This window comes from Streptomyces sp. JLBG701, assembly GCF_058544905.1.
In genome coordinates this window covers 1,761,535-1,785,372 of the sequence record NZ_CM178588.1, presented here as the reverse complement: position 1 = coordinate 1,785,372, position 23,838 = coordinate 1,761,535, and the positions used below count along the sequence as shown (strand labels likewise).

Below are 23,838 nucleotides of genomic sequence, written 5' to 3'. Positions count from 1 at the left end.
CACGTCGTGTGTTCACGAGCAACAGCTCGTGCCTGGCGGTGATTCCCCGGTTCCCCGGCAGACCGCGCGGATCATCGGCGTGACGCGCGTCACGGAGTCGTTCCGGAACTCGGCCCGTGGCGGATCCGACCCCTGAACCGTGATGGACGAGTCCCGACACACTTCCGAGCCGCTCCCGCCTCCCGCGCTCTGCGGCTTCCTTCTGCTCCTGACGATCCTCTTCGGGGTGTCGTACGCCGTCGGTACCGCCTCCGGTCCCGTCGCGCCCGGACTGCACAGCACCACCGGTACCAGCGGTGGAGGCACGGACGGCGGCGGCAGCGGCGATACCGAACACGGACATGAGGGAGGCGGCTGATGGGCGCCGAGTCGGTGGCCGCTGTGGTGACGACGGATCTGACCGTCGGCGGGATGACCTGCGCGGCCTGTGTCACGCGCGTCGAGAAACGGCTGGCGAAGATCGACGGGGTCGCGGCCACCGTCAATCTGGCCACCGGGCGTGCCCGAGTGAGCCATCCGCCGCACATCCGGCCCGACGAACTCGTCGCGGTCGTCGAGAAGGCCGGGTACACGGCAGCGATTCCCGAGCCTCCCCGGGCACGCGCCGACCGCGGCGGAGACGAAGGGGGCGAGGGGGACGTGTCCGAGGACGCGCGCCGCGAGCGTGAGCGGCTGATGGTCACCGCGCTGCTCGCGGTGCCGGTGCTCGTGCTGTCGATGGTGCCCGCGTGGCAGTTCCGGAACTGGCAGTGGCTGTGCTTCGTGCTGGCCGCGCCGGTCGCGGTGTGGGGTGCGTGGCCGTTCCATACCCGGGCCCGGCGCGGTCTGCGGCACTCGGCGGCGACCATGGACACCCTGGTCTCGCTGGGCGTGGCGGCGTCCTTCTCGTGGTCGGCGTACGCGCTGTTCCTCGGGGGTGCGGGCGAGACGGGGATGCGGATGCCGTTCAGTCTGGTGCCCTCCGCCTCGGACGGCACCGCGCACATCTATCTCGAAGCGGCCGTCGGCGTACCGCTGTTCGTGCTGGCCGGGCGGTTCCTGGAGGCGCGGGCCCGGCGCGGCACCGGGGCCGCGCTGCGGTCGCTGGCGGGGCTCGCCGCCAAGGAGGTGGCCGTACGCGAGGGCGGGGTCGAACGGCTCGTCCCCATCGAGGAGTTGGGGCTCGGACAGGTCTTCGTCGTGCGCCCCGGAGAGCGCGTGGCCACCGACGGGGAGGTGGTGGAGGGCAGTTCCGCCGTGGACCTGTCCCTGGTCACCGGGGAGAGCGATCCCGTCGAGGTCGGGCCGGGGTCGGCGGTGGTCGGCGGGGCCGTCAACGCCGGCGGGCTGCTGCATGTGCGGGCCACGGCGGTCGGCGCCGACACCCAACTCGCCCGGATCACCCAGCTGGTGACGGAGGCTCAGGCGGGCAAGGCGCGGGCGCAGCGGCTGGCCGACTCGGTGGCCGGTGTCTTCGTACCGGTGGTGCTGTCCCTCGCCGTGACCGTGCTCGGGTTCTGGATCGGCGCCGGGGCCGCCCCGCAGACGGCGGTCACCGCGTGTGTCGCCGTGCTTGTCGTGGCCTGTCCCTGCGCGTTGGGTCTGGCGACACCGACCGCGCTGATGGCCGCGACCGGCCGCGGTGCCCAACTCGGCGTCCTGGTACGCGGTCCGCAGGCGCTGGAGGGGCTCCAGCACATCGACACCGTCGTCCTGGACAAGACCGGCACCCTCACCTCCGGGCACATGACCGTCGCCCGGGTCACCGTCGTGCCGGACGGGCTCGGCCGCGAGGCGGTGCTGCGGCTCGCCGGGGCCGTGGAGCAGGGCTCCGAGCATCCGCTGGGGCGGGCGATCGCCTCGTACGCGCGCCGCTCGGGGCCAGACAGCCCGCTGCCCGAGGTGACCGGCTTCAGTGCGGAGCCCGGCAGAGGAGTGCGCGGCCGTGTCGAGGGCCGTATGGTCGAAGTCCTCGCCCCGGACGGGGAGTTGCCCGCCGCTCTCGCGGAGGCGCTGCCGTCGGCGGAGGCCGCCGCGCACACGCCGGTCGTGGTCGTGGCGGACGGTGCGGCCGAGGCGCTGATCGAGGTCGGGGACGTCGTACGGCCGGGAAGTTACCCTGCCGTCCACCGGCTGCGCGGCCTCGGTGTGCACCTGGTCCTGGCCACCGGTGATCGGGAGGCACCCGCCCGGGCCGTCGCCGACGCGCTCGGCATCGACGAGGTGCACGCCCGCCGCACACCCGGCGAAAAGGCCGACCTCGTACGGCGGTTGAGGGGGGAAGGCAGCCGGGTCGCGGTCGTCGGCGACGGTGTCAACGACGCCGCCGCCCTCGCCTGCGCCGACCTCGGTATCGCCATGGGCAGCGGCACCGACGTGGCCATCGGGGCCGCCGACGTGACCCTGGTGCGCGGCGACATCGAGGCCCTCGCGGACGCGGTCCGGCTCGCCCGCCGCACCCTGGGCACGATCCGCGTCAACCTCGTCTGGGCCTTCGGCTACAACGTCGTGACCGTGCCCCTCGCCATGGTGGGCCAGCTCAACCCGATGCTCGCCGCGGCGGCGATGTCGGTGAGCTCATTGCTGGTGGTCTGCAACAGCCTGCGGCTGCGCGCCTGGCAGCCGACGCGAGGACGGAGCCGTACCCGATGAGCGAACAACACCCCTGGCGCCCCTCACGACGTCGGCTGACCGACACCCTGCTCGCCGCGATCGCGCCCGTCGCCGCGTGCAGCCTCGCCCTGGGCGGCCTGACCACCTGGGTCGGCACCGGTGCGGCCGGCAGCCCGCCCCGCATCAGTGTGGGGAACGGGCGGGTGTTCCTGCCGTTCGGTGACAGCAGGAGCACCGCGGCCTTCTTCGAGATCTCCAACGGCGGTGACGCGGAGGATCGGCTGGTCGCGGTGACGTCCTCCGCCGTGGCGGGCGAGATCACGCTCAGCCGGCACAGCACCACGGACGGCGGGGCCGCCTACCGGGCCGACGTGGACTCGGCCGCCGTACCCGCCCACGGTGACCTCTCCATGTCCGCGCACGGCCTGGATGTGACCTTGCGGGCCAAGGAGGGATGGCAGGCCGGCAGCCTCGTGCGGTTCACGCTGCACTTCCGGTACAGCGGGGAGGTCAACACCATCGCCGTGGTGATCCGGCCGAGCGAACGCGGATGACGGTGAGCTATGTGTGGTTCCTGTCACAGGTTATGAGCTGAGTGTGGATCGGGGGCAATTTCCGTACCCCCGCCTGACGGGGGATGCCTGGATGCAAGGATCAGGTCATGACAGCAGGGTGGTGTTCGCGCGCAGTGCGCGCCGCGGTGTTCGCGGCCGTCTGTGTGCTGCTCGCCGCCCTGGGCCACGTCCTGATGTCCGGAGACCATGTGTCCTCCTGGACGCTGGCGGGCGGGGCTGTGGTGACCGGCGCGCTGGGCTGGTCTCTGGCGGCGCGTGAACGTGGCCTTCCACTGATCGTGTTCGTCGTGGTCGTCGCCCAGACGGTTCTCCACTCGGCGTTCTCCCTCGCACAGTCCGGGGCCACGGCAGCCATGGGCATGAGTTCCGCGAGCCATGGCATGGGCTCGACGCACATGGGCTCGGTACACATGGATTCCGTGAATTCCATGGATACGGGGCATATGGGCATGGGATACATGTCCGAGGTGGGTCGGCTCATCAGCGGTGCGTCGTCGTTCGGCATGTTCGCCGCGCACCTGGTGGCCGCCCTGCTCTGCGGGCTGTGGCTCGCCCACGGCGAACGCGCCGCGTTCCGCATCCTGCGTGCGGTCGGCGGATGGCTGGCCGCGCCCCTGCGGCTGCTGCTCGCGATCCCCGCCCCGCCGCACCGGCCGCGCCCACGGCCACGCCGTCGCCGCTCGGAACGGGCGCCGCGCCTTCGCCTCCTCGTCCACACGATCACCACTCGGGGCCCACCCCTGGGGACCGCTGTCGTCATCCGACCCGTCTGAAACCTCCGACGCGTCCGACGACAGCCGGCAACCCGAGGCGGCCCATGCGCCCCTCGGGCCTCGGCCGTACGCCCGCACAGGCGTCTTACGCCCGCACAGGCGTCATACGCCCGCACAGGCGTAGTACGGCCGTATCCCCCTCACCGGACCCCGTACCGCTGTGCCCACGCGCGGCCGTCGGAGCCGGAGGACCCGAGAAGGACACCAGGTGATCACTCCTGCCCTGCCCGCCTCGCGGGCGAAAACCGAGGCGGCGACCGTCGCGGACGAGTCGATAACGGCCTGGGCGCTCGCCGCCCGCGGCGGTGACCCGGACGCGGTCGAGCACTTCGTGCGCGCCCTGCACCGGGACGTCCAGCGGTACGTCGCCCACCTCTGCGGCGACCCCCAGGCCGTCGACGATCTCGCCCAGGACACCTTCCTGCGGGCGCTCGGCAGCCTGCACCGGTTCGAGGGCCGCTCCTCGGCACGTTCCTGGCTGCTGTCCATCGCCCGCCGCGCGGTCGTCGACAGCTACCGCTACGCCGCCGCCCGGCCGCGTCTGTCCGACGTGGCGGACTGGCAGCTGGCCGTCGAGCTCGCCCAGCCGCACGGACTGCCGGGTTTCGACGAGGGCGTCGCGCTCCTCGACCTGGTGGAGGCGCTGCCCGCCGAGCGGCGTGAGGCGTTCGTCCTCACCCAACTGCTCGGCCTCCCGTACACGGAGGCGGCCGAGGCGAGCGACTGCCCCATCGGCACCGTCCGCTCCCGCGTGGCCCGTGCCCGGGCGACCCTGACGGACCTGCTGGCCGACGCCGAGAGCCAGGAATCCCCGGTCCTGGCCGCCTAGGGCCTGTCCGGCGGATCCTGTCGCAGACGCGGGGTCTGGCACGCCCTCCCCCAGAGGGGGGACCCCCAGCGGCGTTGTCGTCGGTCGCCGACTCCCCCACGCTCGAACAACCTCGCGCGGGGGGACCCCCATCGCGTCGACTCCCTCCTCCGCCTTGCAGTTGGACGCACCAGACCCCGCTCACCTGTGCCGATGAGGCGCCGTAGCTTTCCTGCGACCGGATCCGCCGGACAGGCCCTAGCCCGACCCGGACCCGGACAGAAGGGGGCCGGCGCCCACGCATCCCGCGGGCACCGGCCCCCTCGGCCGTCCACCGCGCGCGGACAGGATCCGAATTCCTCCAACTCCCGGGAACTCAGGGCGAGTTGACCGCGACTACTGGTGCGGGTGACGGAAGTTCACCCGGGTACCGAGTGGATCCTGGAGTGTTTCGATGCGTTCTCGAGTGTGGTGCGGTACGGCGGCCGCGGTGCTAGGCCTGTTCACGGCAGGCTGCGGCGGCGGTACGGAGGAGGACGCGGCCAGTGACACCGCGGCGAAGGCCGTGACCGGGGCCTACCCGGTCGCTGTCACCGACTGCATGGGCGCCGAGACGACCTTCTCCGCCTCCCCGAAGAAGATCGTCACCAGCAACGCCTCCAGCCTGGAGTTGCTGCTCCGCCTCGGCGCCGGCGACCAGGTGATCGGCACCGGGTTCCCGCCCGGCAAGGGCACTCTGCCCACCGAACTCGACGCGCAGGCCCAGAAGATCGAGGTCCTCAGCGACAGCGTCATCCCGAAGGAGAAACTGCTCGGCTCCGGCGCCGACCTCTACATCGACACCTTCGCCTCGATGGACATGGGCGGCGGCATGGGGGACACGCCGACCGAGGAGGAGTACAAGGCGGCCGGGATCAAGCACATCTACCTCAAGTCCACCGCCTGCGCCGCCACCGCCAAGAGCGCCGTCACCGACCTGTCCGCCGTCGAGGCCGACATCACCTCCCTCGGCGCGGTCACCGGCACGAGCGCCAAGGCGACGGAACTCGTCACCGGGATGAAGGAGAAGGTGGCCGCCGTACAGAAGGCCGTCGGCGACACGGCGGACAGCGCGCGGCCCACGTACTTCTTCTTCGACTACGACGCCGGCACCAAGCAGCCCACCGTCGTCTGCAACCGCCAGGTCGCCAACGCGGTGATCACCCTGGCCGGCGCCCGCAACGTCTTCGCCGACTGCGACGGCGACTACAAGGAGGTCGGCTGGGAGGACGTCATCGCCACCGACCCGGACTGGATCCAGCTCGCGGTGCGCAACCGGGGCAGCGACGCGGCGAACGAGAAGGCCTTCGACGAGGCGCAGAAGTGGCTGGAGGGCAACGCGGCCACCAAGGGCCTCACCGCGGTCGAGGAGGGCAACTTCCTTCGCATCGGCTCCGAACCGACCACCATCGCCGGGGTCGAGAACGCCGACACCGTCGAGGAGATCGCGGGGACCCTCTACCCGGGCAAGGTCGGCTGAGCCGTGTTCTCCACCCTGTCCAGATCCCCCGAGCGGACCGCGGAGACCCGCGTCCTGCCGGCGGGGCCGCTGACCGCCGCTCTCGGAGTCGCGCTGCTGCTGGCGCTCACCGCGGCGGTGGCCTGGGGCTCGACGTCCATCCCGCCCGGCGAGGTGTGGGGCGTGGTGTGGCGGCGGCTGTCCGGCGAGGCGGCCCGGCCCGGCACGAACGACCTCATCGTGTGGCAACTCCGCGTCCCCCGCGCCGTGTTGGCGGCCCTCGTCGGTGCCGGACTCGGCGTCGTCGGTACGGCGGTACAGGCCCTGGTCCGCAACCCACTGGCCGACCCCTACCTCCTGGGCATCTCCAACGGGGCCTCGCTCGGGGCGGTCGCCGCCATCGTGCTCGGCCTGAGCGCGGGCGGGGCGCTGGGACTCGGCCTGTCCGGCGCCGCGTTCGCCGGAGCCCTGGCCACCTTCGCCCTGGTGTGGGCGGTGGCCCGGCGCGGCGGGGGATTCGCACCGCTGCGGCTGGTGCTTGCCGGGGTGGCGGTCGGGCAGTTCCTGTCCGGGTTCACCAGCTACCTGGTGCTCCAGGCCGGGGACGAGCAGCAGACCCACAGCGTGCTGTTCTGGCTCATGGGCAGCCTGAGCGGGGCGAGTTGGCCCCTGCTGACGGTGCCCGCGATCGCCGTACCGGCCGCCCTGCTGTGGCTGCAGGCGCGCGCCCGCGGCCTCAACGCCCTGCTGATGGGCGACGAGACGGCCGCCGGACTCGGCATCGACGTCACCCGGCTGCGCCGCGAACTGTTCACGGTCACCAGCGTGCTGACCGGTGTCCTGGTCGCCGTGTCCGGTGCGATCGCCTTCGTCGCCCTGATGGTGCCGCACGTCTGCCGGCTGGTGGTCGGCGGCGACCACCGCCGACTGCTGCCCGTCTCCGCGCTGTTCGGGGCGCTGCTGATGGTGGTGGTCGACATCGTCTGCCGTACCGCCATGGACACCCAGGAGCTGCCGGTCGGCGTGGTCACCTCGCTGCTGGGCGCTCCCGCGTTGCTGTACCTGCTGGACCGACGTCTGGAGAGCGGCAGTTGAGAATCGACATCGAGAACCTGCACGTCGCCTACGCGAACCGCACGGTCGTCGCGGGCGCACACCTGGTCGCCGCCGAGGGCGAGATCACGGGCCTCGTCGGCCCGAACGGCAGCGGCAAGTCCACCCTCCTGCGCACCGTTTACCGGCATCTACGACCCACCGCCGGACGCGTGCTCCTGGCCGGCACCGACCTTCGGGAACTGACCCCGGCCCGGTCGGCCCGGCATGTGGCGGCGCTGCCGCAGGAGCGGGGCGGCGACTTCGAGTTGACGGTCCGTGAGGTGGTCGCCATGGGGCGGACGCCCTACAAGCGGGCCTTCGCGGGCGAGGACGCCACCGACCGGGGCATCGTCGCCCACGCCCTGGCCGACGTCGGCATGGCGGACCAGTCGGGCCGCCGCTTCACGGCACTGTCCGGCGGCGAACGCCAACGCGTGCTGCTGGCACGGGCGTTCGCGCAGAACCCGGACGTCCTGGTCCTGGACGAGCCGACCAACCACCTCGACATCCGGCATCAGGTGGAGCTGCTCGCCCTGCTGCGCGCCGGACGCCGTACGACCCTGGTGTCGCTGCACGACCTGAACGCGGCCGCCTCCGTCTGCGACCGGCTGCACGTCCTGCACGCCGGCTGCGTCGTCGCCTCCGGACCACCCCGCGAGGTCCTCACCCCCTCCCTGATGGCCGAGGTGTTCGGCGTCCGCGCGGCCGTCGTCGACCACCCCCTCACCGGCGACCCGCTGATCGCCTTCGACCATCGCGGCGGCAACCCGGCCCCGGATTCCGCCGACTTGTGGGACGAGGCCGCGGTGCCGCAGCCCGCCCACGAAGGGAGGGTCGCAGGATGAAGGCCCCAAGTCCCGCTCCCCAAGGGCCTGGTCACATACCGGCGGTCGAGGACCGCTGGCTGCTCGTCGCCGTGGCGGGCCTGCTGTCCTTCGTGGCGATGCTCGACATGAACATCGTCAACGTGGCCCTCACGGACATCGCCCGCGGCCTCGACGTGTCCGCCGCCACCGCCCAGTGGGCGGTACTGGGATACCAACTCCCGGTCGTCGCCCTGCTGTTACCCGTCGGGCGCTGGCTGGACGGCGTAGGCCTGCGCCCCGCGCTGCTGACCGCGACCGGCGGCTTCGCCCTGTGCAGCGCTGCCGCCGCCGCATCCCCGTGGGCGGCCTGGCTGATCGCGGCCCGGTTCGCCCAAGGGGCGTTCGCCGCCGTGCTGTTCGTCCTCATGCCGGTGCTGGCGATGCGTTCCGTACGACCGCAGGCACGCGCCCGGGCGATGAGCGTGCCCGCCACGCTGGGCCCGCTCGGCGCGGTGACCGGCCCCGCCGTCGGCGGCCTGCTGGTGGACCAACTGGACTGGCATGCCGTCTTCCTGGTCAAGATCCCGTTCTGTGCGCTCGCCATGGCGGTCGCCTGGAAGGTGATGCCCAGGGACGGCGGGCTGCGCCGCCCCAACCGACGGTCGGCGGTCGACGCCCTGCTGGTCGCCACCGGTGTGACGATGGTGCTGCTGGCCCTGACCCTGGCGGCCGACACCTCCGCGTGGCTGCTCCTGATGCTCCCCGCGCTACCGCCGCTGTGGTGGTGGCTGCGCGGCCCGGGCGGCCGTCCGGTGGCGGAAGTGCTGCGCGAGGCGGGGCTGTTCAGGGTGAACGGCGCGGTCCTGGCGCTGGCGGCCGGCTTCGCCGCCATGCACTACGTCGTCGCCCTGCACCTCCAGCGCGACGACGGCGTCAGCGCCACCACCACCGGCCTGACCGTCCTGGCCTTCCCACTTGGCATGGGCCTGGCCGGCCCGCTCGGCGGACGCCTCGCCGACCTCCCCCACTCTCGGCTTCGCTCGAGCGGGGGGACCCCCATCGGCGCCCGGCCCGTCGCGGTCACCGGCGCCACCCTCACCGCCACCGGACTCCTGCTGCTCGTCCCCCTGGGCGACACCTGGTCCCCGCCCGACGTGGCCTGGCGCCTGGCACTCGCCGGCCTCGGCATGGGCCTCTACGGCGGCCCCACCCAGGCCCTGGTGATGGGCGCCGCCCCACGGGACCGGGCCGCCACCGTCGGCTCGGCGATGCAACTGTCCCGCAGCCTCGGCTTCACGCTGGGCCCGGCGCTGGCGACGGCGGCCTGGGCCCTGGCCGGCCCCGACGGCGGCGCACGCGCCGGGCTCGTACTGGCCGCGGGGGCCGCCTGTCTCGCCGTACCCCTGCTGGCACTGCCCGCGCGCAGACCCGCCGCACACACATCCGACGCGGCCGCCGCCGCCCACCCCTGACCCAGGAGCCTTCCCCATGTGCGGAATCACCGGCTGGGCGTCCTTCCACAGTGACGCTCGCAGCCAGACCCCGGTCATCGAGGCCATGACCGCCACCCTCACCCCACGAGGCCCGGACGCCTCGGGCGTGTGGCTCGGCGAGCGGGCCGCGATCGGGCACCGGCGGTTGGCCGTCATCGACCTCGTCGGCGGAATCCAGCCGATGACCGACCGGCCCGACCGGCCGAACGCCGTGCTCACCTACAGCGGTGAGATCTACAACCACCATGAACTCCGGTCCGAACTGAGGAAGTTGGGCCACGAGTTCCGCACCCGCAGCGACACCGAGGTGGTGCTGCGTGCGTATGCCGAATGGGGTGAGGACCTCGCCGCGCGCCTGGACGGCATGTTCGCCTTCGCCGTCTGGGACGAGCGGGACCAGCGGCTGCTGCTCGTGCGGGACCGACTCGGCGTCAAGCCGCTGTACTGGGCGGCCGTCGACGGGGGAGTGGCCTTCGCCTCCGAGCCCAAGGCCCTCTTCGCCCACCCGGAGATACGGCCCCGGGTCGACGCGGACTGCCTGCGCGAGGCGTACAGCCTGGTGTTCAACACCGGGCCGACCGTGTGGTCCGGTGTCCGCGAGGTCGAACCGGGCGGCCTGCTCGTCCTGGACCGCGACGGCATGCGCGAACGCCGCTACTGGCAGTTGGAGGCGGTGCCCCACAGCGACGACCGGGACGCCACCGTCGCGCACGTCCACCACCTCGTATCCGCCGCCGCGCGCGGCCAGTTGGAGGCCGACGTACCGCTGTGCAGCCTCCTGTCCGGCGGCCTCGACTCCACCGTCCTGACCGCCCACCTGGCCGACGAACTCCGTCTGCGCGAGGGCCCGGACGCCCGCATCCGCTCCTACGCCGTCGACTACAGCGACCAGGCCGAACAGTTCACCGGCGACGTCCTGCGCACCGGTCACGACACCCCGTTCGCCACCGAGGCCGGCGCCTTCATCGGCACCGACCACTCCACGGTCGTCCTCGACCCGCGCATGCTGCTCGACCTCGAACACCGCAAGGCGGTCGTCGCGGCCCGCGACTCGCCGATCGGCGTCGGCGACATGGACACCTCGCTCTACCTGCTCTTCGGAGAGATACGACGCCACTCCACCGTCGCCCTGTCCGGCGAGGCGGCCGACGAGGTCTTCGGCGGCTACCCCTGGTTCCACAACCCCAAGGCGCTGGCCGCGACCGCCTTCCCCTGGCTGCTGGTCACCGGCGAGGACGCGGCGATGCCGCTGAACCCCGAACTCGACCTGCGTATCGGAGAGTTCCGCGCCGACACCTACCGCGGCGCGCTGGCCGCCGTACCCCACCTCGACGACGAGAGTCCCGCCGAGCACCGCCAGCGCGAGCTGCAGCACCTCTCCCTGACCCGCTGGCTGCGCCAACTCCTCCACCGCAAGGACCGGTTGAGCATGGCCCGGGGTCTGGAGGTCCGCGTCCCGTACTGCGACCACAGGCTCGTGGAGTACGCCTTCAGCACCCCCTGGTCCCTGAAGAGCTTCGACGGCCGGGAGAAGAGCCTGTTGCGCGCGGCCGGTTCGGGCCTGGCACCGGAGTCGGTCCTGTGGCGCCCCAAGAACCACTACCCGGCCACCCACCACCCCGACTACAACCGCGGCCTCCAGGACCTCGCCCGCGAGGCGCTCGCCACCGCCCAAGTACGCGACCTGGCCGACGAGACCCGCATCAAACCCTGCCTCGACACCCCGCCCGACCGGCTGGAGTGGGGCCACCGGCTGCGGCTCGAACGTGTCGTCGACCTCGCCCTGTGGCTGGACCACCACCGCCCCGAACTCGCCCTCTGAGGAGCGTTATTCATGACCATCCAGGAACCCCGGTCCGAGCCCGTCCCGCTCATGGGCTGCCCTTACAAGAGCGATCCCTATCCGCTCTACGAGCGCATGCGCGACGCCGGCCCGGTGCACCCGGTGCTCTTCCCCAGCGGAGTCCAGGCCTGGCTCGTCACCGGCTACGACGCCGCCCACGCCGCGCTGAACGACGACCGGCTCGGCAAGAACCACGACCGTGGCAACGACCGCTGGCGGGCCCGCGCCTCGATCATGCCCGAGCCACAGCACTCCCAGCTCCAGGTGCACCTTCTCCACCAGGACCCGCCCAAGCACACCCGCATGCGCCGCCATGTGACGGACGCGTTCACCCCGCGCCGGATCGAGCAACTGCGGCTACGATTCCAGGAGTTGGCCGACGCCCTGATCGATCGTCTGCCGGAGTCCGGCCCCGCCGACCTGGTCGCCGGATTCGCCGCCCGCTTCCCCTTCCAGGTCCTGGCCGAAGTCATCGGCCTCCCCGCCGAGTTGGCGGCCCGTTTCGACCGCGACTGGGGCAAGGTCGTCCAGCCGGTGGGCCCGGCCGACCCGGGACGGCCGGCGTACGAGGCCCGGCTGCACGGACTGCAGAGCTATATCGCCGAGGTCGTCGCCCACAAGCGTGAGCACTGGGACGACGATCTGCTCAGCCGCCTCGTCGTGGCCCGCGACCGCCGCGAACTCTCCCAGGAAGAGCTGGACTCCATGATCTTCCAGCTCCTGGTCGCCGGCCAGGAGCCGGTCACCAACCAGATCACCACCGCCCTGATCGCGCTGTTCCGCCACCCCGACCAGCTCGCCCGCCTCCGCGACAACCCCGGCCTTCTCCAAAGTGCCGTCGAGGAACTCCTGCGCTACGACAGCGCCTTCGAGCTGACGACCTGGCGTTTCCTCGCCGAGGACGACGACCTGCACGGCACCCGCGTCCCGGCCGGCGACTCGGTGATCGTCTCCCTGTGCGCCGCCAACCGCGACCCGCGCCGCTTCCCCGACCCCGACACCCTCGACCTCGACCGCAGCCCCAACCCGCACCTCGCCTTCGGCCACGGCATCCACTTCTGCCCTGGCGCTGCGCTTGCCCGCGCCGAGCTTCAGATCGCCCTGGGCACACTTCTCACCCGGCTGCCCGGCCTCCAACTCGCCATCGCGGACGAGGATATCGAGTGGATCCCGGCCGTCCTGGGGCGCGGCACCAACCGCCTGCCGGTGGCGTACGACCGCCGCCGGTGACCGCCTGACCTGACGGTCTGTCTGACGACCTGACCCGACCGTCTGCCCAACCACCTGACCGACAGCGCCCGGCCTTTTTCCGCGCCACGGCGCCATGCCGACGTGCCCAGACGCCCCCGATGGAGAAACAGCATGCCGCTCACGACCGCGCCGGACACGCTCCCCACGAGCATCGGCACCGCGATCCTGAAACTGCTCCTGCCGCACCACCGTACGACCGACCGAACCCCCGCATCCGCCGAGGCGTTCCCCCGACAACTGGGCCAGATCGCCGACTTCGTGCGCGAGGGCGCCCCCGTCCTGTTCACCCTGCCCGGCTTCCCCTGCAAGTCCCCGAACCCTGCCAAGGTGCTCGGCCACCTGCCCGACCAGGGCGAACGGCTCTCCCTCGGCTTCCTCGGCGGACTGTGCGCCGACATCGAGCGGATCTACCCGCCCGGCGCCCAGGTCGTCATCTGCTCCGACGGCCATGTCTTCGGCGACCTGGTCCACGTCCCCGACCACCACATAGACGCCTACGCGGACGAACTACGAAGACTCATCACCGAGTTGGGCCTGAGCCGACTCTCCGTCTTCGACCTGCGTGACGTCCTCGGCGACCTCCCGCACGACGCCAAACGGGCCCACGTCCACGACCGCTACGCCCCCGCCCTCGACGCCCTGCGCGCAGAAGTCCGCGCCGACGACCACACGCTCGCCCTCTACCGTGGCATCACCCGCTTCCTCGTCCAGGACACCGCCGACCACCACGGCACCCGCTCCGCGCTCCAACGCGAGTGCCGCACCCGCGCCTACGGCGTCATCCAGCGCAGCCGCGCCTGGGGCGACCTCGTCGCCGACCACCACCCGCGCTCCGTACGCCTGTCCATCCACCCCCAGCCCGTCGGTGCACCCAAGTTCGGCATCCGGCTTCTCGACGCCCCCGACGCCTGGACCACGCCCTGGCACTCCACGGCCCTGCGCCGCGCCGACGGCACCTGGACCCTGATGCCCCGCGCGCGGGCCGCCCGGCTCGGGCGACTGGTCCACCGGGAGGGGAGACCCAGCCACTTCGACCAGAACTGACCGGCACCGATGACCGGCCTGGGCGTGGTCGAATCCCGTCGACGTGTCCGGATCGGCACCGGATGCCTGCACTTCGCCGCCCGGCCGCCTACGCTCGCCCCGTGCTGCGCATCATCGACGCCCGAACCGGCGAGCCCGTCATCGCCGCCCCCGCCCGACGGGGCCTGACCCGTGTCGAGGCCCACGCGTCGGACTTCGACGCCACGGGCCTCCGCGTGCTCCTCGTCGCCGACCTGCTCGTCCGTGTCCTGGAGCTGGGCGGTACGCCGGTCTGGGCGCTGCTGAACGGCGACCGGGGCCGGGCCGAACTCCGGGCGGGCGCGGTGGCGCTGGGTATGCGGCCCTTCGAGGACAGCCGTGACATCGGCGCGGGGGTGGGCGAGGTGCAGGTCGTCCATGTGGCGAGCGAGGGCTCAGCGGCACCCGACGGCGTCCTGGTCGGCGTCGCCCCGGTCGACGCGGCGGCCCTGGGCGGCTCCGGCCCCGGCGCCCTGGACGGAGCCGACCCCGCCGCCCTGCGCCTGGCCCTGCTCACCCACCGCAGGAGCGAATCCGTACGCCTCGATGCGGAGGCCCTGAACGACGCCCAGGTCAGTCTCGCGCACTGGCGTCGCACTGTCGCCGGCTGGGCCCGGCACCCGTCACGGCCGGTTCCGGACGAGGTGCGCGGACAGCTCCGTACCGCCTGGGAGGACGACCTGAACGTACCGGACGTCCTCCGTGTCCTGCGGTGGGTGGAGACCGCGTCCGGACTGCCGGAAGGCGCCCGCTTCGAGACGTACGCCTACGCGGACCGGCTGCTCGGCCTCGAACTCACCCGCGACCTGGGAGCGCCGGCATGACCGCCCGCATCGGAGCGGGCCCGCTGCGCCGGCTGGTCGTCCTGCGACACGCCAAGTCGGCCTGGCCGTCCGGCGTCCCCGACCACGAGCGTCCCCTCGCGCCGCGCGGCCGCCGGGACGCCCCGGCCGCGGGGCACGCCCTCGCCGAGGCCGACTGCCTGCCGGACCTCGCCCTGTGCTCGACGGCCGTACGCGCCCGTCAGACCTGGGAACTGGCCTCGGCGGAGTGGGGCACACCGCCCCCGGTCAGCCATGACCCGCGGCTGTACGGGGCCGACGTACCGGAACTGCTGCGTGCCGTGCACGAGGTGTCCACCGAGGTCGAGACGCTGCTCCTGGTCGGGCACAACCCCGGTCTGGAGGAACTCGTCCTGGAGCTGGCCGGCGACAGCCTCGACGACGCGCTGGCAGACGTCCGGGTGAAGTTCCCGACCTCGGCGATCGCCGTCCTGGCCTGGCACGGCAGCACCTGGCGGACACTCAAGCCCGGTACCGCCCTGCTCACGGACATGATCGTGCCGCGCGGAAAGAAGGGTCACTGAACTAGCCGACGTGCACGCGCGGCCGGCGCTCCGGATCGGATTCGGCTCGGCGCAGCACCTCGCGGGTGACCGGGGCGACCTCGCCGTCGCCGAAGACCAGGAAGCGGATCAGGTGGGAGAAGGGGCTGCCCTCCGTCCAGTCGAAGTACGCGTGCGGGACCTGGCCGGTGCGGTCGCGCAGCGCCAGCAGCACCGCCGCCGCGGTGTTGGGCACCGTCGGGCCCTGCGCCCGCAGCCGGCGCACCCCGTGCTTCTCGTCGCCGTGCACGATGACGTCGGTGGTGAAGTCGGAGGAGTCGTGCACGAGCACCTCCAGGAACAGCACCGGTCCGGCCTCGGGGATGGGGGTGTGCTCGCGCTGGCTGTGCTCCTTGGCGCGGTACGCGCGCGTGCTGTGCTCCTGGGGCTCGTTCGCGATCAGCCGCAGGGGACCGCTGCGGGCGGCCTCGTCGATGAACCGGGCCGCCGTCTCGTCGAAGGTGACCTCGGTGGCGCGCAGTTCGAAGGCGCGGTGCACGCGTGAGCCGAAGGACGTGACCAGGATGGCCACGATGAAGATCATCGCGATCTTGATGCCGTCGGGCCGCTCGATGACGTTCGCCACGAGCGTGTAGGCGAACACCGCGGTGATCGCCCCGAACCCGAGCGTGGCACGCCGATGGCCGTGCCGGTGCACGGTGACGGTCGAGGCGAACGCCGCCGACAGCATCAGCACCAGCACGCCCGTCGCGTACGCGCCGCTCTGCGCGTCGACGTTCGCGTCGAACCACAGCGTGATGGACACGGCGGCCGCCATGAAGACCAGGACCAGCGGCCGCACGGCCCGCGTCCACTCGGGGGCCATGCCGTAGCGCGGCAGATAGCGCGGTACGAGGTTCAGCAGGCCGGCGAGCGCGGAGGCGCCCGCGAACCACAGGATCGCGATCGTCGAGACGTCGTAGACCGTGCCGAAGGCCTCGCCCAGATGCTCGTGCGCGAGGTAGGCGAGCGCGCGCCCGTTCGCCGGACCGCCGCTCTTGAACTCGTCCTGCGGGATCAGGATCGTCGTCGCGAGGCTCGACAGCAGCAGAAAGCAGCTCATGATCACGGCGGCGGTCGTGAGCAGCTTGCGGGTGTCGCGGATCCGCCCCCTCGGATGCTCCCAGGTGTCGCTCGGATCACCCTTGACCTGCGGCATCACCGCCACGCCCGTCTCGAATCCGGACATGCCGAGCGCCAGCTTCGGGAAGACGATCAGCGCCACACCGACCATCACCCACGGCGAGGAGTGCTCCGCCGTCAGCGCGTCGGTCCAGTCGCCGATCCGCACCGGGTGGCTCAGCACCTCCCAGGCCGACACCGCGAGCACCACGACATTGAGCGTGAGATACGTCGCCACCAGCACGGTCGCGATGCCGATGGCCTCCCGGAAGCCCTTGAGGAAGACCGCGCCGAGCGCACCGACCAGCAGCAGAGTGATCCACGTGTTCCCGTGCTCGGTCCAGTGCGGGGCGAACGGATTCTCCACGACGTGCGCGGCCGCGTCCGCCGCCGACAGCGTGATCGTGATCATGAAGTCGGTGGCCGCGAAACCCAGCAGCACCAGGACGAGGATCTTCCCCGACCACCACGACAGCAGCCGCTCCAGCATGGCGATCGACCCCTCGCCGTGCGGGCTCTCGTGCGCCACCCGACGGTAGACCGGCAGCGCGCCGAGCAGGGTGAGCGCGATCAGCACCAGCGTCGCGAGCGGCGAGAGCAGACCGGCCGCCAGTGCGGCGATGCCCGGCTGGTAGCCGAGGGTGGAGAAGTAGTCGACACCGGTGAGGCACATGACCCGCCACCACGGATGGCCCTCGCGCTCCACTGCCGGGGCGGCGTGCGGGCCCGGATGACGGGCCGACTGCTCGCTGAGCCCCTCAAGGAGCCACTCCCGGCAGCGGGCCGAAGCGGACCGCTGATCGCCGGTACCGCCGGTGCTCGTGTCCTCCACCTGCGTGCCGGTCATGTAACTGGTCTCCCTGAGTGCCCACCACGTCGTCGCCCACATCCTTACCCGCACCTCCGGCCGGGGCGACCCCGGGGGCTCCGCATAGGCTGGCCCGATGCCGGACGAGTACCGCACAGTGGCCCACGCGGGCGTGCACGAGACCGAGGTCAACCGCTCCCGCTTCCTGTGCGCCCTCGCCCCGGCGGCCACCGAACAGGAGGCCCAGGCCGTCATCGCCGCGATCCGCAAGGAGCATGCCGACGCCACCCACAACTGCTTCGCCTACGTCATCGGCGCCGACGCCGCGATCCAGAAGGCGAGCGACGACGGCGAACCCGGCGGCACCGCCGGCATCCCCATGCTCCAGATGCTGCTGCGCCGCGACATGCGGTACGTCGTCGCCGTCGTCACCCGCTACTACGGCGGCGTCAAACTCGGCGCGGGCGGACTTATCAGGGCGTACGGCGGAGCGGTCGGCGAGGCCCTGGACGCGCTCGGCACGATCACCCGCCGCCGCTTCCGCCTGGCCACCGTGACGGTCGACCACCAGCGGGCCGGCAAGGTCCAGAACGACCTGCGCTCCACCGGACGCGAGGTGCGGGACGTGCGCTACGGCGAGTCGGTCACGATCGAGATCGGGCTGCCGGACGCCGACGTGGACGCCTTCCGGGCGTGGCTGGCGGACGCGACGGCAGGCACGGCAGGGTTCGAACTGGGCGGAGAGGCGTACGGGGACGCGTGACAGAACGGCCAATCAGTGCATAACGGTCGGTTGTTGGTGCGGTCATCACGGGCCGATACGGGAGTAACCGCCCGTGATGTCAGACCCGGCCGTTAGTCTTCGGGGATCATGAGGCTCCTGCACACTTCCGACTGGCATCTGGGCCGGGCGTTCCACCGCGTGAACATGCTCGGTGCCCAGGCCGAGTTCATCGGCCATCTCGTGGCGACCGCGCGCGAGCGCGAGGTGGACGCGGTCGTCGTGTCGGGAGACGTGTACGACCGGGCGGTGCCGCCGCTCGCCGCGGTCGAGCTCTTCGACGACGCCCTGCACCGGCTCGCCGACCTCGGCGTGCCGACGGTGATGATCTCCGGGAACCACGACTCCGCCCGCCGACTGGGGGTGGGCGCCGGCCTGATCGGCCGCGCGGGCATCCATCTGCGGACCGACCCGGCGGCGGTCGGCACCCCGGTGGTGCTCGCCGACGCCCACGGCGACGTGGCCTTCTACGGGCTGCCCTATCTCGAACCCGCCCTGGTCAAGGACGAGTTCGGCGTCGAGAAGCCCGGTCATGAGGCCGTGCTCGCCGCCGCCATGGACCGCGTCCGCGCCGACCTCGCCACCCGCGCGCGTGGCACGCGTTCCGTCGTCCTCGCGCATGTCTTCGTCACCGGCGGCGAGGCCAGCGACAGCGAGCGGGACATCACTGTCGGCGGGGTCGCCGCGGTGCCCGCCGGCGTCTTCGACGGCGTCGGCTATGTGGCACTTGGCCATCTGCACGGCAGCCAGACCATCACCGAGCGCGTCCGGTACTCCGGGTCCCCGCTGCCGTACTCCTTCTCCGAGGCCGACCACCGCAAGAGCATGTGGCTGGTCGACCTGGCCGCCGACGGAAGCGTCACCGCCGAGAGGATCGACTGCCCGGTGCCGCGCGCGCTCGCCCGCGTCCGCGGCGCGCTGGAGGAGCTCCTCGCGGACCCGGACCTCGCCCGGCACGAGGACGCGTGGGTCGAGGCGACGCTCACCGACCCGGTCCGCCCCGCCGACCCCATGGCCCGCCTCACCGAGCGCTTCCCGCACACCCTCAGCCTCGTCTTCGACCCCGAGCGGGCCCCCGACGACCCGGACGTGTCGTACGCCGGCCGGCTCGCCGACCGCAGCGACCAGGAGATCGCGGAGGACTTCGTGGCCCATGTACGCGGCGCGGGTCCCGACGCGGACGAGCAGAGCGTGCTCCGGGACGCCTTCGACGCGGCCCGCGCGGACGAGGCCGTGCGGGAGGTGGCGCGGTGAGGCTGCACCGTCTCGACGTCACGGCGTTCGGGCCCTTCGGCGGCTCGCAGACCGTCGACTTCGACGAGCTCTCGGCCGCCGGGCTGTTCCTGCTGCACGGCCCGACCGGTGCCGGGAAAACCTCCGTCCTGGACGCCGTCTGCTACGCGCTGTACGGCTCGGTGCCGGGGGCTCGGCAGAGCGGGCAGGGGCTGGGCCTGCGCAGCGATCACGCGGCGCCCGCGACGCGTACCGAGGTGCGCCTCGAACTCACCGTCGCCGGACGCCGGTTGGAGATCACCCGGCAGCCGCCCTGGGAGCGGCCCAAGAAGCGCGGCTCGGGCACGACGCTGGACAAGGCCCAGAGCTGGCTGCGCGAGTACGACGCGGCGGCCGGCACCTGGAAGGACCTCAGCCGCTCGCACCAGGAGATCGGCGAGGAGATCACCCAGCTGCTCGGCATGAGCCGCGAGCAGTTCTGCCAGGTCGTGCTGTTGCCCCAGGGCGACTTCGCCCGCTTCCTGCGGGCCGACGCCGAGGCCCGCGGCAGGCTGCTGGGCCGGCTCTTCGACACCCACCGCTTCGCCGAGGTCGAAAAGCGCCTCGCCGAGCGGCGCCGGGCGACCGAGGCCCAGGTGCGGGACGGGGACTCCGAGTTGCTCGCCGACGCGCACCGCATGCAGCAGGCGGCGGGCGACGCCATGGAGCTGCCCGAGCTGGCACCGGGGGAGCCGGGCCTGGCCGAGGCCGTCATGGGCGCCGCTGCCGTCGCCCGCAGTACCGCGCGTGAGCAGCTGACCATCGCCCAGAGTGGCCTCACCGCCGCCGAGTCCGCGCAGGCCGCCGCCGACCGGGCTCTCGCCGACGTACGCGAAGTGGCCCGGCTGCAGGGGCGGTTCGCCCAGGCTCGGGAGCGGGCGGCGCTGCTGGAGGAGCGGGCCGACGCGTACCAGGAGGCGCGGGCGCGCATGGAGCGGGCCCGCAAGGCCGAGGCGGTGGCGCCCGCGCTGGAGCTGCGGGAGGCCGCCGACACCGAGCACCGCCACGCGGCCGTCGCCGAGACACGCGCGCGTGCCCTGCTGCCGGAGACCTTCGCGGGCGCCGGCGCGGCGGGGCTCGCGGCGGCCGCGCGCCGGGCCGCCGAAGAACTGGGCGGGCTGGAGTCGGGCCGCCGTGCCGAGCAGCGGCTGGCCGAACTCGGTGTGGAGCGCGCCGACCTGGACCGTCAGGAGCGGGCCGACGAGGACGTCCGCCAGGAGGCCGAGGCCTGGCTCGCCGAATGGGACGCGACCCGCTCGGGACTTCAGACGCGGATCGACTCCGCCCAGGAGGCCGCCACCCGGGCCGAACAGCTCGGAGTCCAGCGTGAGCCGGCCCAGCGGCGGCTCGGGGCGGCCCGGCAGCGCGACCAGTTCGCCGCCGACACGGACGCCGCGCAGCGGCAGGCACTCGACTCGGCCGAGCGGGCGTCGCGGGCCCGCACCCACTGGCTCGACCTCAAGGAACAGCGCCTCGACGGCATCGCCGCCGAACTCGCCGCCCACCTGGTCGACGGCGAGGCCTGCGCCGTCTGCGGAGCCACCGAGCACCCCGCGCCCGCGCGGAAGGTCGCCGGGCATGTCGACCGCGAGGCCGAGGAACGCGCCCAAGCCGCCTACCAGCAGGCCGACGAGCGGCGCGCCGAGGACGAGCGGCGCCTGGGCGTCGTACGAGAGGCACTGGCCGCCGCCACCGCCGAGGCCGGGGACACGCCGACCGACCGGCTGGCCGACGAGGTCGCGGAGTTGGACCGGCTGCACGAGCAGGCGCGCGGGGACGCGTCCTGGCTGCACCCGGCGAATGAGGAGCTGCGCCGGGCCGAGCAGGAGCACGACCGGCGGACCGCCATCCAGCAGCAGGCCGCTGTGAGAGCCGCCTCCCGCGCGACCCTCCGGGACACGCTGGACCGCGAACAGGTCTCCCTGGAGGAGGAGTTGGCGCAGGCGCGCGGCGTGCTGGACAGTGTCGCCGCGCGGGCCGCGCAGTTGGAGCGCCAGGTCGCCCTGCTCACCGACGCCGCCGACACCGCCCGCGCCGCCGAGGACACCGCCCAGCGGCTCAAGGACGCCGACGCCCGGCTCGCCGACGCCGCCTTCCGTGCCGGGTTCGACACGCCGCAGGCCGCGGCCGCCGCGCTTCTCGGTGACGCGGACCACCGCGAGCTCCAACGGCGCCTGGACGCCTGGCAGTCGGAGGAGGCGGCCGTCCGCGCGGTCCTCGCCGAGGACGACACCGCGGCCGCCGCCCAGCAGCCCCCCGCCGACCTAACCTCCGCCGAGCAGACCGGTGCCGCCGCGGACCTGCGCCTGCGCCAGGCCGCCTCCGCACGCGACGCGGCGGCCCGACGCTGCACCGAACTCGGCCGGCTCTCCGCCAGATCGGCCGCGGGAGTACGACGGCTGGCGCCCCTGCGCGAGGAGTACGAGCGCGTGGCCCGCCTCGCCGGCCTCACGGCGGGCACCTCGGCGGACAACGAACGCAAGATGCGCCTGGAGTCGTACGTCCTCGCCGCCCGCCTGGAACAGGTGGCCGCCGCCGCGACCGTACGCCTCCAGCGCATGTCCTCCGGCCGCTACACCCTGGTCCACTCCGACGACCGGGCCGGACGCGGCCGCAGCGGGCTCGGACTGCACGTCGTCGACGCCTGGACCGGCCGGGAGCGGGACACGGCGACGCTGTCCGGCGGTGAGACGTTCTTCGCCTCACTGGCGCTCGCCCTCGGCCTCGCGGACGTCGTCACGGACGAGGCGGGCGGGGTCCGCCTCGACACCCTCTTCATCGACGAGGGCTTCGGCAGCCTCGACGACCAGACCCTCGACGAGGTCCTCGACGTCCTCGACTCCCTGCGCGAACGCGACCGCAGTGTCGGCATCGTCAGCCATGTCGCGGACCTGCGGCGGCGCATCCACGCGCAGTTGGAGATCGTGAAGGGGAGAGCGGGGTCCGTGGTGCGGCAGCGCGGCCTCGGGTGAGGTCAGTGGCCCAGCGGGCGGCGGGGGAGTGGTGAGGAGTAGACGACGCTCGTCGTCACCGAGCCCAGGGTGCCGATCTTGCCGGACACCTCTTCCAGATGGCGCATCGAGCGCGCGGCGACCTTGATGACGAAGCAGTCGTCGCCCGTCACATGGTGCGCCTCCAGGATCTCCGGCGTCGCGGCGACCAGGTCGTGGAAAGGCTTGTAGTTGCCGTTCGGATAGCGCAGCCGCACGAAGGCGAGGATCGGCAGGCCCAGCCGGTCCGGGTCCACGACCGCCGCGTACCCCTGGATGACGCCCGCCTCCTCCAGCCTGCGCACGCGCTCGGTGACCGCGCTCGCGGACATGGAGACGGCACGTGCCAGCTCGGCGAAACTGGCCCGGCCCTCCCGCTGGAGGACATCGAGGATGCGCCAGTCGGTGGCGTCCGGGGAATACGCGGTCATGCCCGAGGAATAGCAGGGGAATCCTCGGCTGAGCAAGGTCGGCACCGGGGATCGCCCCTTCAAAGGGGCGGATCACCGGCCGTAGATTTCTGGCCGTAGCGAAAACGTAGGCGAAAGGCCAGACAATGAGCAGCACCACCACCGCCGTCAACCCCGTCCTGCGCGTCGCCTCTGCCTCCCCGGCGGCAGCCGTCGCCTACTTCGGCGCGAGCCTCGCCTTCCACGCCGACGTGTCCGATGTGGCCGCCGCGCTCGCGGCAGGCGGCGACCCCGGCTTCGTCGTCCTCGACTCGCGTTCCACCGAGTCCTGGGACCAGGGCCACGTCCCCGGAGCGATCCATCTGCCGACCGCGCTCATCCCCGAGCAGGCCGAGCAACTCCTCGACAAGTCGGTGCCCGTGGTGACGTACTGCTGGGGCCCCGGCTGCAACGGTGCGACCCGGGCCGCGCTCGCCCTCGCTCAACTCGGCTACCAGGTCAAGGAGATGCTCGGCGGCTTCGAGTACTGGGCGCGCGAGGGCTTCGAGTTCGAGACTTGGGAGGGCCGAGAGCGCCGCACCGCCGACCCGCTGACGGCACCGGTGGACGCGGCGGACTGCGGCTGCTGACGTCGTAGGTGGAGGGTTGGTGGGCGGTTAATTTATGAGGCCGCTGTGAGTGTAAATTCTGCGCATGCGATACGCGGATCCAGGCGCGACGGAATGGGTGGAATCGGGCGGCGGCCCGCTCATAGCGGTACCGGAGACGGTGCTGCCGTTCTGGGCGGGGGCCGACGGTGACGAGATGGCCTCGGACTACGACCGGGCGTGCGAGGTAGACGGCTACGTCGGGCTGGTGCCCGTCGGTGACAGCGCCGCCCTCGTCTTCGGCGACGAACCCGCCTCCACCTCCTACCTGCCGGACCACGGCACCTTCGTACGCTGGTGTGCCGCGGAAACCGAGGACGAACTGCTGGCCGGCGTCCCGGCGGCCCTCGCCACCGCGGACTGGCAGGACGAGGTCCGCTGGAACGTCCCGGGACCGGTCCTCCTGTTCGACTCCGCCTGGCCGGGAAGCGAGACGGGCAGGACGGAGCACCTACGGGTCCCCCTGGAGCCGGGCCCGTACGCGGTCCGCGCCGCCCAGGTACAGCCCGGCCCGGAGACCTGGCTGGGGCTGGTACAACTGCGGCGGCTTCCCCACTGACCCGGAGTCGACCCGGCGCTGACCTCGCACCGATCTCGCACCGCCCCCCTGTTCGCCGCGCGAAATTCA

21 protein-coding genes are annotated in these 23,838 nt (G+C 72.7%); 19 read left to right on the top strand and 2 right to left on the bottom strand.

The features are described 5' to 3' along the window. The first annotated feature begins 142 nt into the window (after nucleotides 1–142). The 14 genes from AC5DRG_RS08170 (at nucleotide 143) to AC5DRG_RS08105 (ending at nucleotide 15,162) form a co-directional block, all read left to right on the top strand. Nucleotides 143–358, top strand: coding sequence for a hypothetical protein (locus tag AC5DRG_RS08170; RefSeq protein WP_491809282.1), 216 nt, complete (start codon nucleotides 143–145; stop codon nucleotides 356–358). Next, on the top strand, nucleotides 358–2,631 hold the full coding sequence (locus tag AC5DRG_RS08165) for a heavy metal translocating P-type ATPase (RefSeq protein ID WP_491809280.1): 2,274 nt from the start codon (nucleotides 358–360) through the stop codon (nucleotides 2,629–2,631). Before AC5DRG_RS08170 ends, AC5DRG_RS08165 begins: the two co-directional genes overlap by 1 nt. Beyond that, nucleotides 2,628–3,146, top strand: coding sequence for a copper chaperone PCu(A)C (locus AC5DRG_RS08160; protein ID WP_491809278.1), 519 nt, complete (start codon nucleotides 2,628–2,630; stop codon nucleotides 3,144–3,146). Before AC5DRG_RS08165 ends, AC5DRG_RS08160 begins: the two co-directional genes overlap by 4 nt. 107 nt (nucleotides 3,147–3,253) lie before the next feature. After that, complete coding sequence (locus AC5DRG_RS08155) at nucleotides 3,254–3,940, top strand: hypothetical protein (RefSeq protein WP_491809276.1); 687 nt, start codon at nucleotides 3,254–3,256, stop codon at nucleotides 3,938–3,940. Between the two features lie 208 nt (nucleotides 3,941–4,148). Continuing rightward, complete coding sequence (locus AC5DRG_RS08150) at nucleotides 4,149–4,769, top strand: sigma-70 family RNA polymerase sigma factor (protein ID WP_491809275.1); 621 nt, start codon at nucleotides 4,149–4,151, stop codon at nucleotides 4,767–4,769. 433 nt (nucleotides 4,770–5,202) lie between these two features. Beyond that, nucleotides 5,203–6,267 (top strand): ABC transporter substrate-binding protein, encoded by a 1,065-nt coding sequence (locus AC5DRG_RS08145; RefSeq protein ID WP_491809273.1) that lies wholly within the window; start codon nucleotides 5,203–5,205, stop codon nucleotides 6,265–6,267. A 3-nt stretch (nucleotides 6,268–6,270) separates the two neighbouring features. After that, the gene (locus AC5DRG_RS08140) at nucleotides 6,271–7,341 is read left to right on the top strand and encodes a FecCD family ABC transporter permease (RefSeq protein WP_491809271.1); all 1,071 of its coding nucleotides are present in this window, start codon (nucleotides 6,271–6,273) and stop codon (nucleotides 7,339–7,341) included. Beyond that, nucleotides 7,338–8,186, top strand: coding sequence for an ABC transporter ATP-binding protein (locus AC5DRG_RS08135; protein ID WP_491809269.1), 849 nt, complete (start codon nucleotides 7,338–7,340; stop codon nucleotides 8,184–8,186). The genes AC5DRG_RS08140 and AC5DRG_RS08135 overlap by 4 nt, the downstream gene beginning before the upstream one ends. After that, nucleotides 8,183–9,619: an MFS transporter gene (locus AC5DRG_RS08130; protein WP_491809267.1), complete on the top strand. Its 1,437-nt coding sequence runs from the start codon at nucleotides 8,183–8,185 to the stop codon at nucleotides 9,617–9,619. Before AC5DRG_RS08135 ends, AC5DRG_RS08130 begins: the two co-directional genes overlap by 4 nt. A gap of 16 nt (nucleotides 9,620–9,635) precedes the next feature. Next, complete coding sequence (gene asnB, locus AC5DRG_RS08125) at nucleotides 9,636–11,462, top strand: asparagine synthase (glutamine-hydrolyzing) (RefSeq protein ID WP_491809265.1); 1,827 nt, start codon at nucleotides 9,636–9,638, stop codon at nucleotides 11,460–11,462. Between the two features lie 12 nt (nucleotides 11,463–11,474). After that, the gene (locus AC5DRG_RS08120) at nucleotides 11,475–12,713 is read left to right on the top strand and encodes a cytochrome P450 family protein (protein WP_491809263.1); all 1,239 of its coding nucleotides are present in this window, start codon (nucleotides 11,475–11,477) and stop codon (nucleotides 12,711–12,713) included. Between the two features lie 132 nt (nucleotides 12,714–12,845). Then, the gene (locus tag AC5DRG_RS08115) at nucleotides 12,846–13,778 is read left to right on the top strand and encodes an L-tyrosine/L-tryptophan isonitrile synthase family protein (protein WP_491809261.1); all 933 of its coding nucleotides are present in this window, start codon (nucleotides 12,846–12,848) and stop codon (nucleotides 13,776–13,778) included. A gap of 62 nt (nucleotides 13,779–13,840) precedes the next feature. Further along, complete coding sequence (locus AC5DRG_RS08110) at nucleotides 13,841–14,620, top strand: hypothetical protein (protein WP_491809259.1); 780 nt, start codon at nucleotides 13,841–13,843, stop codon at nucleotides 14,618–14,620. Next, nucleotides 14,617–15,162: a SixA phosphatase family protein gene (locus AC5DRG_RS08105; RefSeq protein ID WP_491809257.1), complete on the top strand. Its 546-nt coding sequence runs from the start codon at nucleotides 14,617–14,619 to the stop codon at nucleotides 15,160–15,162. Before AC5DRG_RS08110 ends, AC5DRG_RS08105 begins: the two co-directional genes overlap by 4 nt. 1 nt (nucleotide 15,163) lies before the next feature. Here the strand turns inward: AC5DRG_RS08105 and AC5DRG_RS08100 are convergent, their stop codons facing one another. Beyond that, nucleotides 15,164–17,149 (bottom strand): APC family permease, encoded by a 1,986-nt coding sequence (locus AC5DRG_RS08100; protein ID WP_491809255.1) that lies wholly within the window; start codon nucleotides 17,147–17,149, stop codon nucleotides 15,164–15,166. A 97-nt stretch (nucleotides 17,150–17,246) separates the two neighbouring features. Between AC5DRG_RS08100 and AC5DRG_RS08095 the strand changes: the two genes are divergently transcribed. The 3 genes from AC5DRG_RS08095 (at nucleotide 17,247) to AC5DRG_RS08085 (ending at nucleotide 22,135) form a co-directional block, all read left to right on the top strand. After that, nucleotides 17,247–17,873, top strand: a complete 627-nt coding sequence (locus tag AC5DRG_RS08095; RefSeq protein ID WP_491809253.1) for a YigZ family protein — start codon at nucleotides 17,247–17,249, stop codon at nucleotides 17,871–17,873. Between the two features lie 108 nt (nucleotides 17,874–17,981). After that, nucleotides 17,982–19,145, top strand: a complete 1,164-nt coding sequence (locus AC5DRG_RS08090; protein WP_491809251.1) for an exonuclease SbcCD subunit D — start codon at nucleotides 17,982–17,984, stop codon at nucleotides 19,143–19,145. Further along, nucleotides 19,142–22,135, top strand: a complete 2,994-nt coding sequence (locus tag AC5DRG_RS08085; protein WP_491809249.1) for an AAA family ATPase — start codon at nucleotides 19,142–19,144, stop codon at nucleotides 22,133–22,135. The genes AC5DRG_RS08090 and AC5DRG_RS08085 overlap by 4 nt, the downstream gene beginning before the upstream one ends. Before the next feature lie 2 nt (nucleotides 22,136–22,137). On the opposite strand, the gene AC5DRG_RS08080 is transcribed toward AC5DRG_RS08085, so the two are convergent. Further along, entirely contained in the window at nucleotides 22,138–22,584 is a 447-nt protein-coding gene (locus tag AC5DRG_RS08080) for an Lrp/AsnC family transcriptional regulator (RefSeq protein ID WP_491809247.1), read from the bottom strand. 125 nt (nucleotides 22,585–22,709) lie between these two features. On the opposite strand from AC5DRG_RS08080, the gene AC5DRG_RS08075 reads away from it, so the two are divergent. After that, a complete protein-coding gene (locus AC5DRG_RS08075) occupies nucleotides 22,710–23,192 on the top strand; it encodes a rhodanese-like domain-containing protein (protein WP_491809245.1) in 483 nt (160 codons plus the stop codon). A 64-nt stretch (nucleotides 23,193–23,256) separates the two neighbouring features. Next, nucleotides 23,257–23,769 carry an immunity 21 family protein gene (locus tag AC5DRG_RS08070; protein ID WP_491809243.1) on the top strand — a complete coding sequence of 171 codons (513 nt, stop codon included), beginning with the start codon at nucleotides 23,257–23,259 and terminating at the stop codon, nucleotides 23,767–23,769. Nucleotides 23,770–23,838 lie beyond the last annotated feature (69 nt).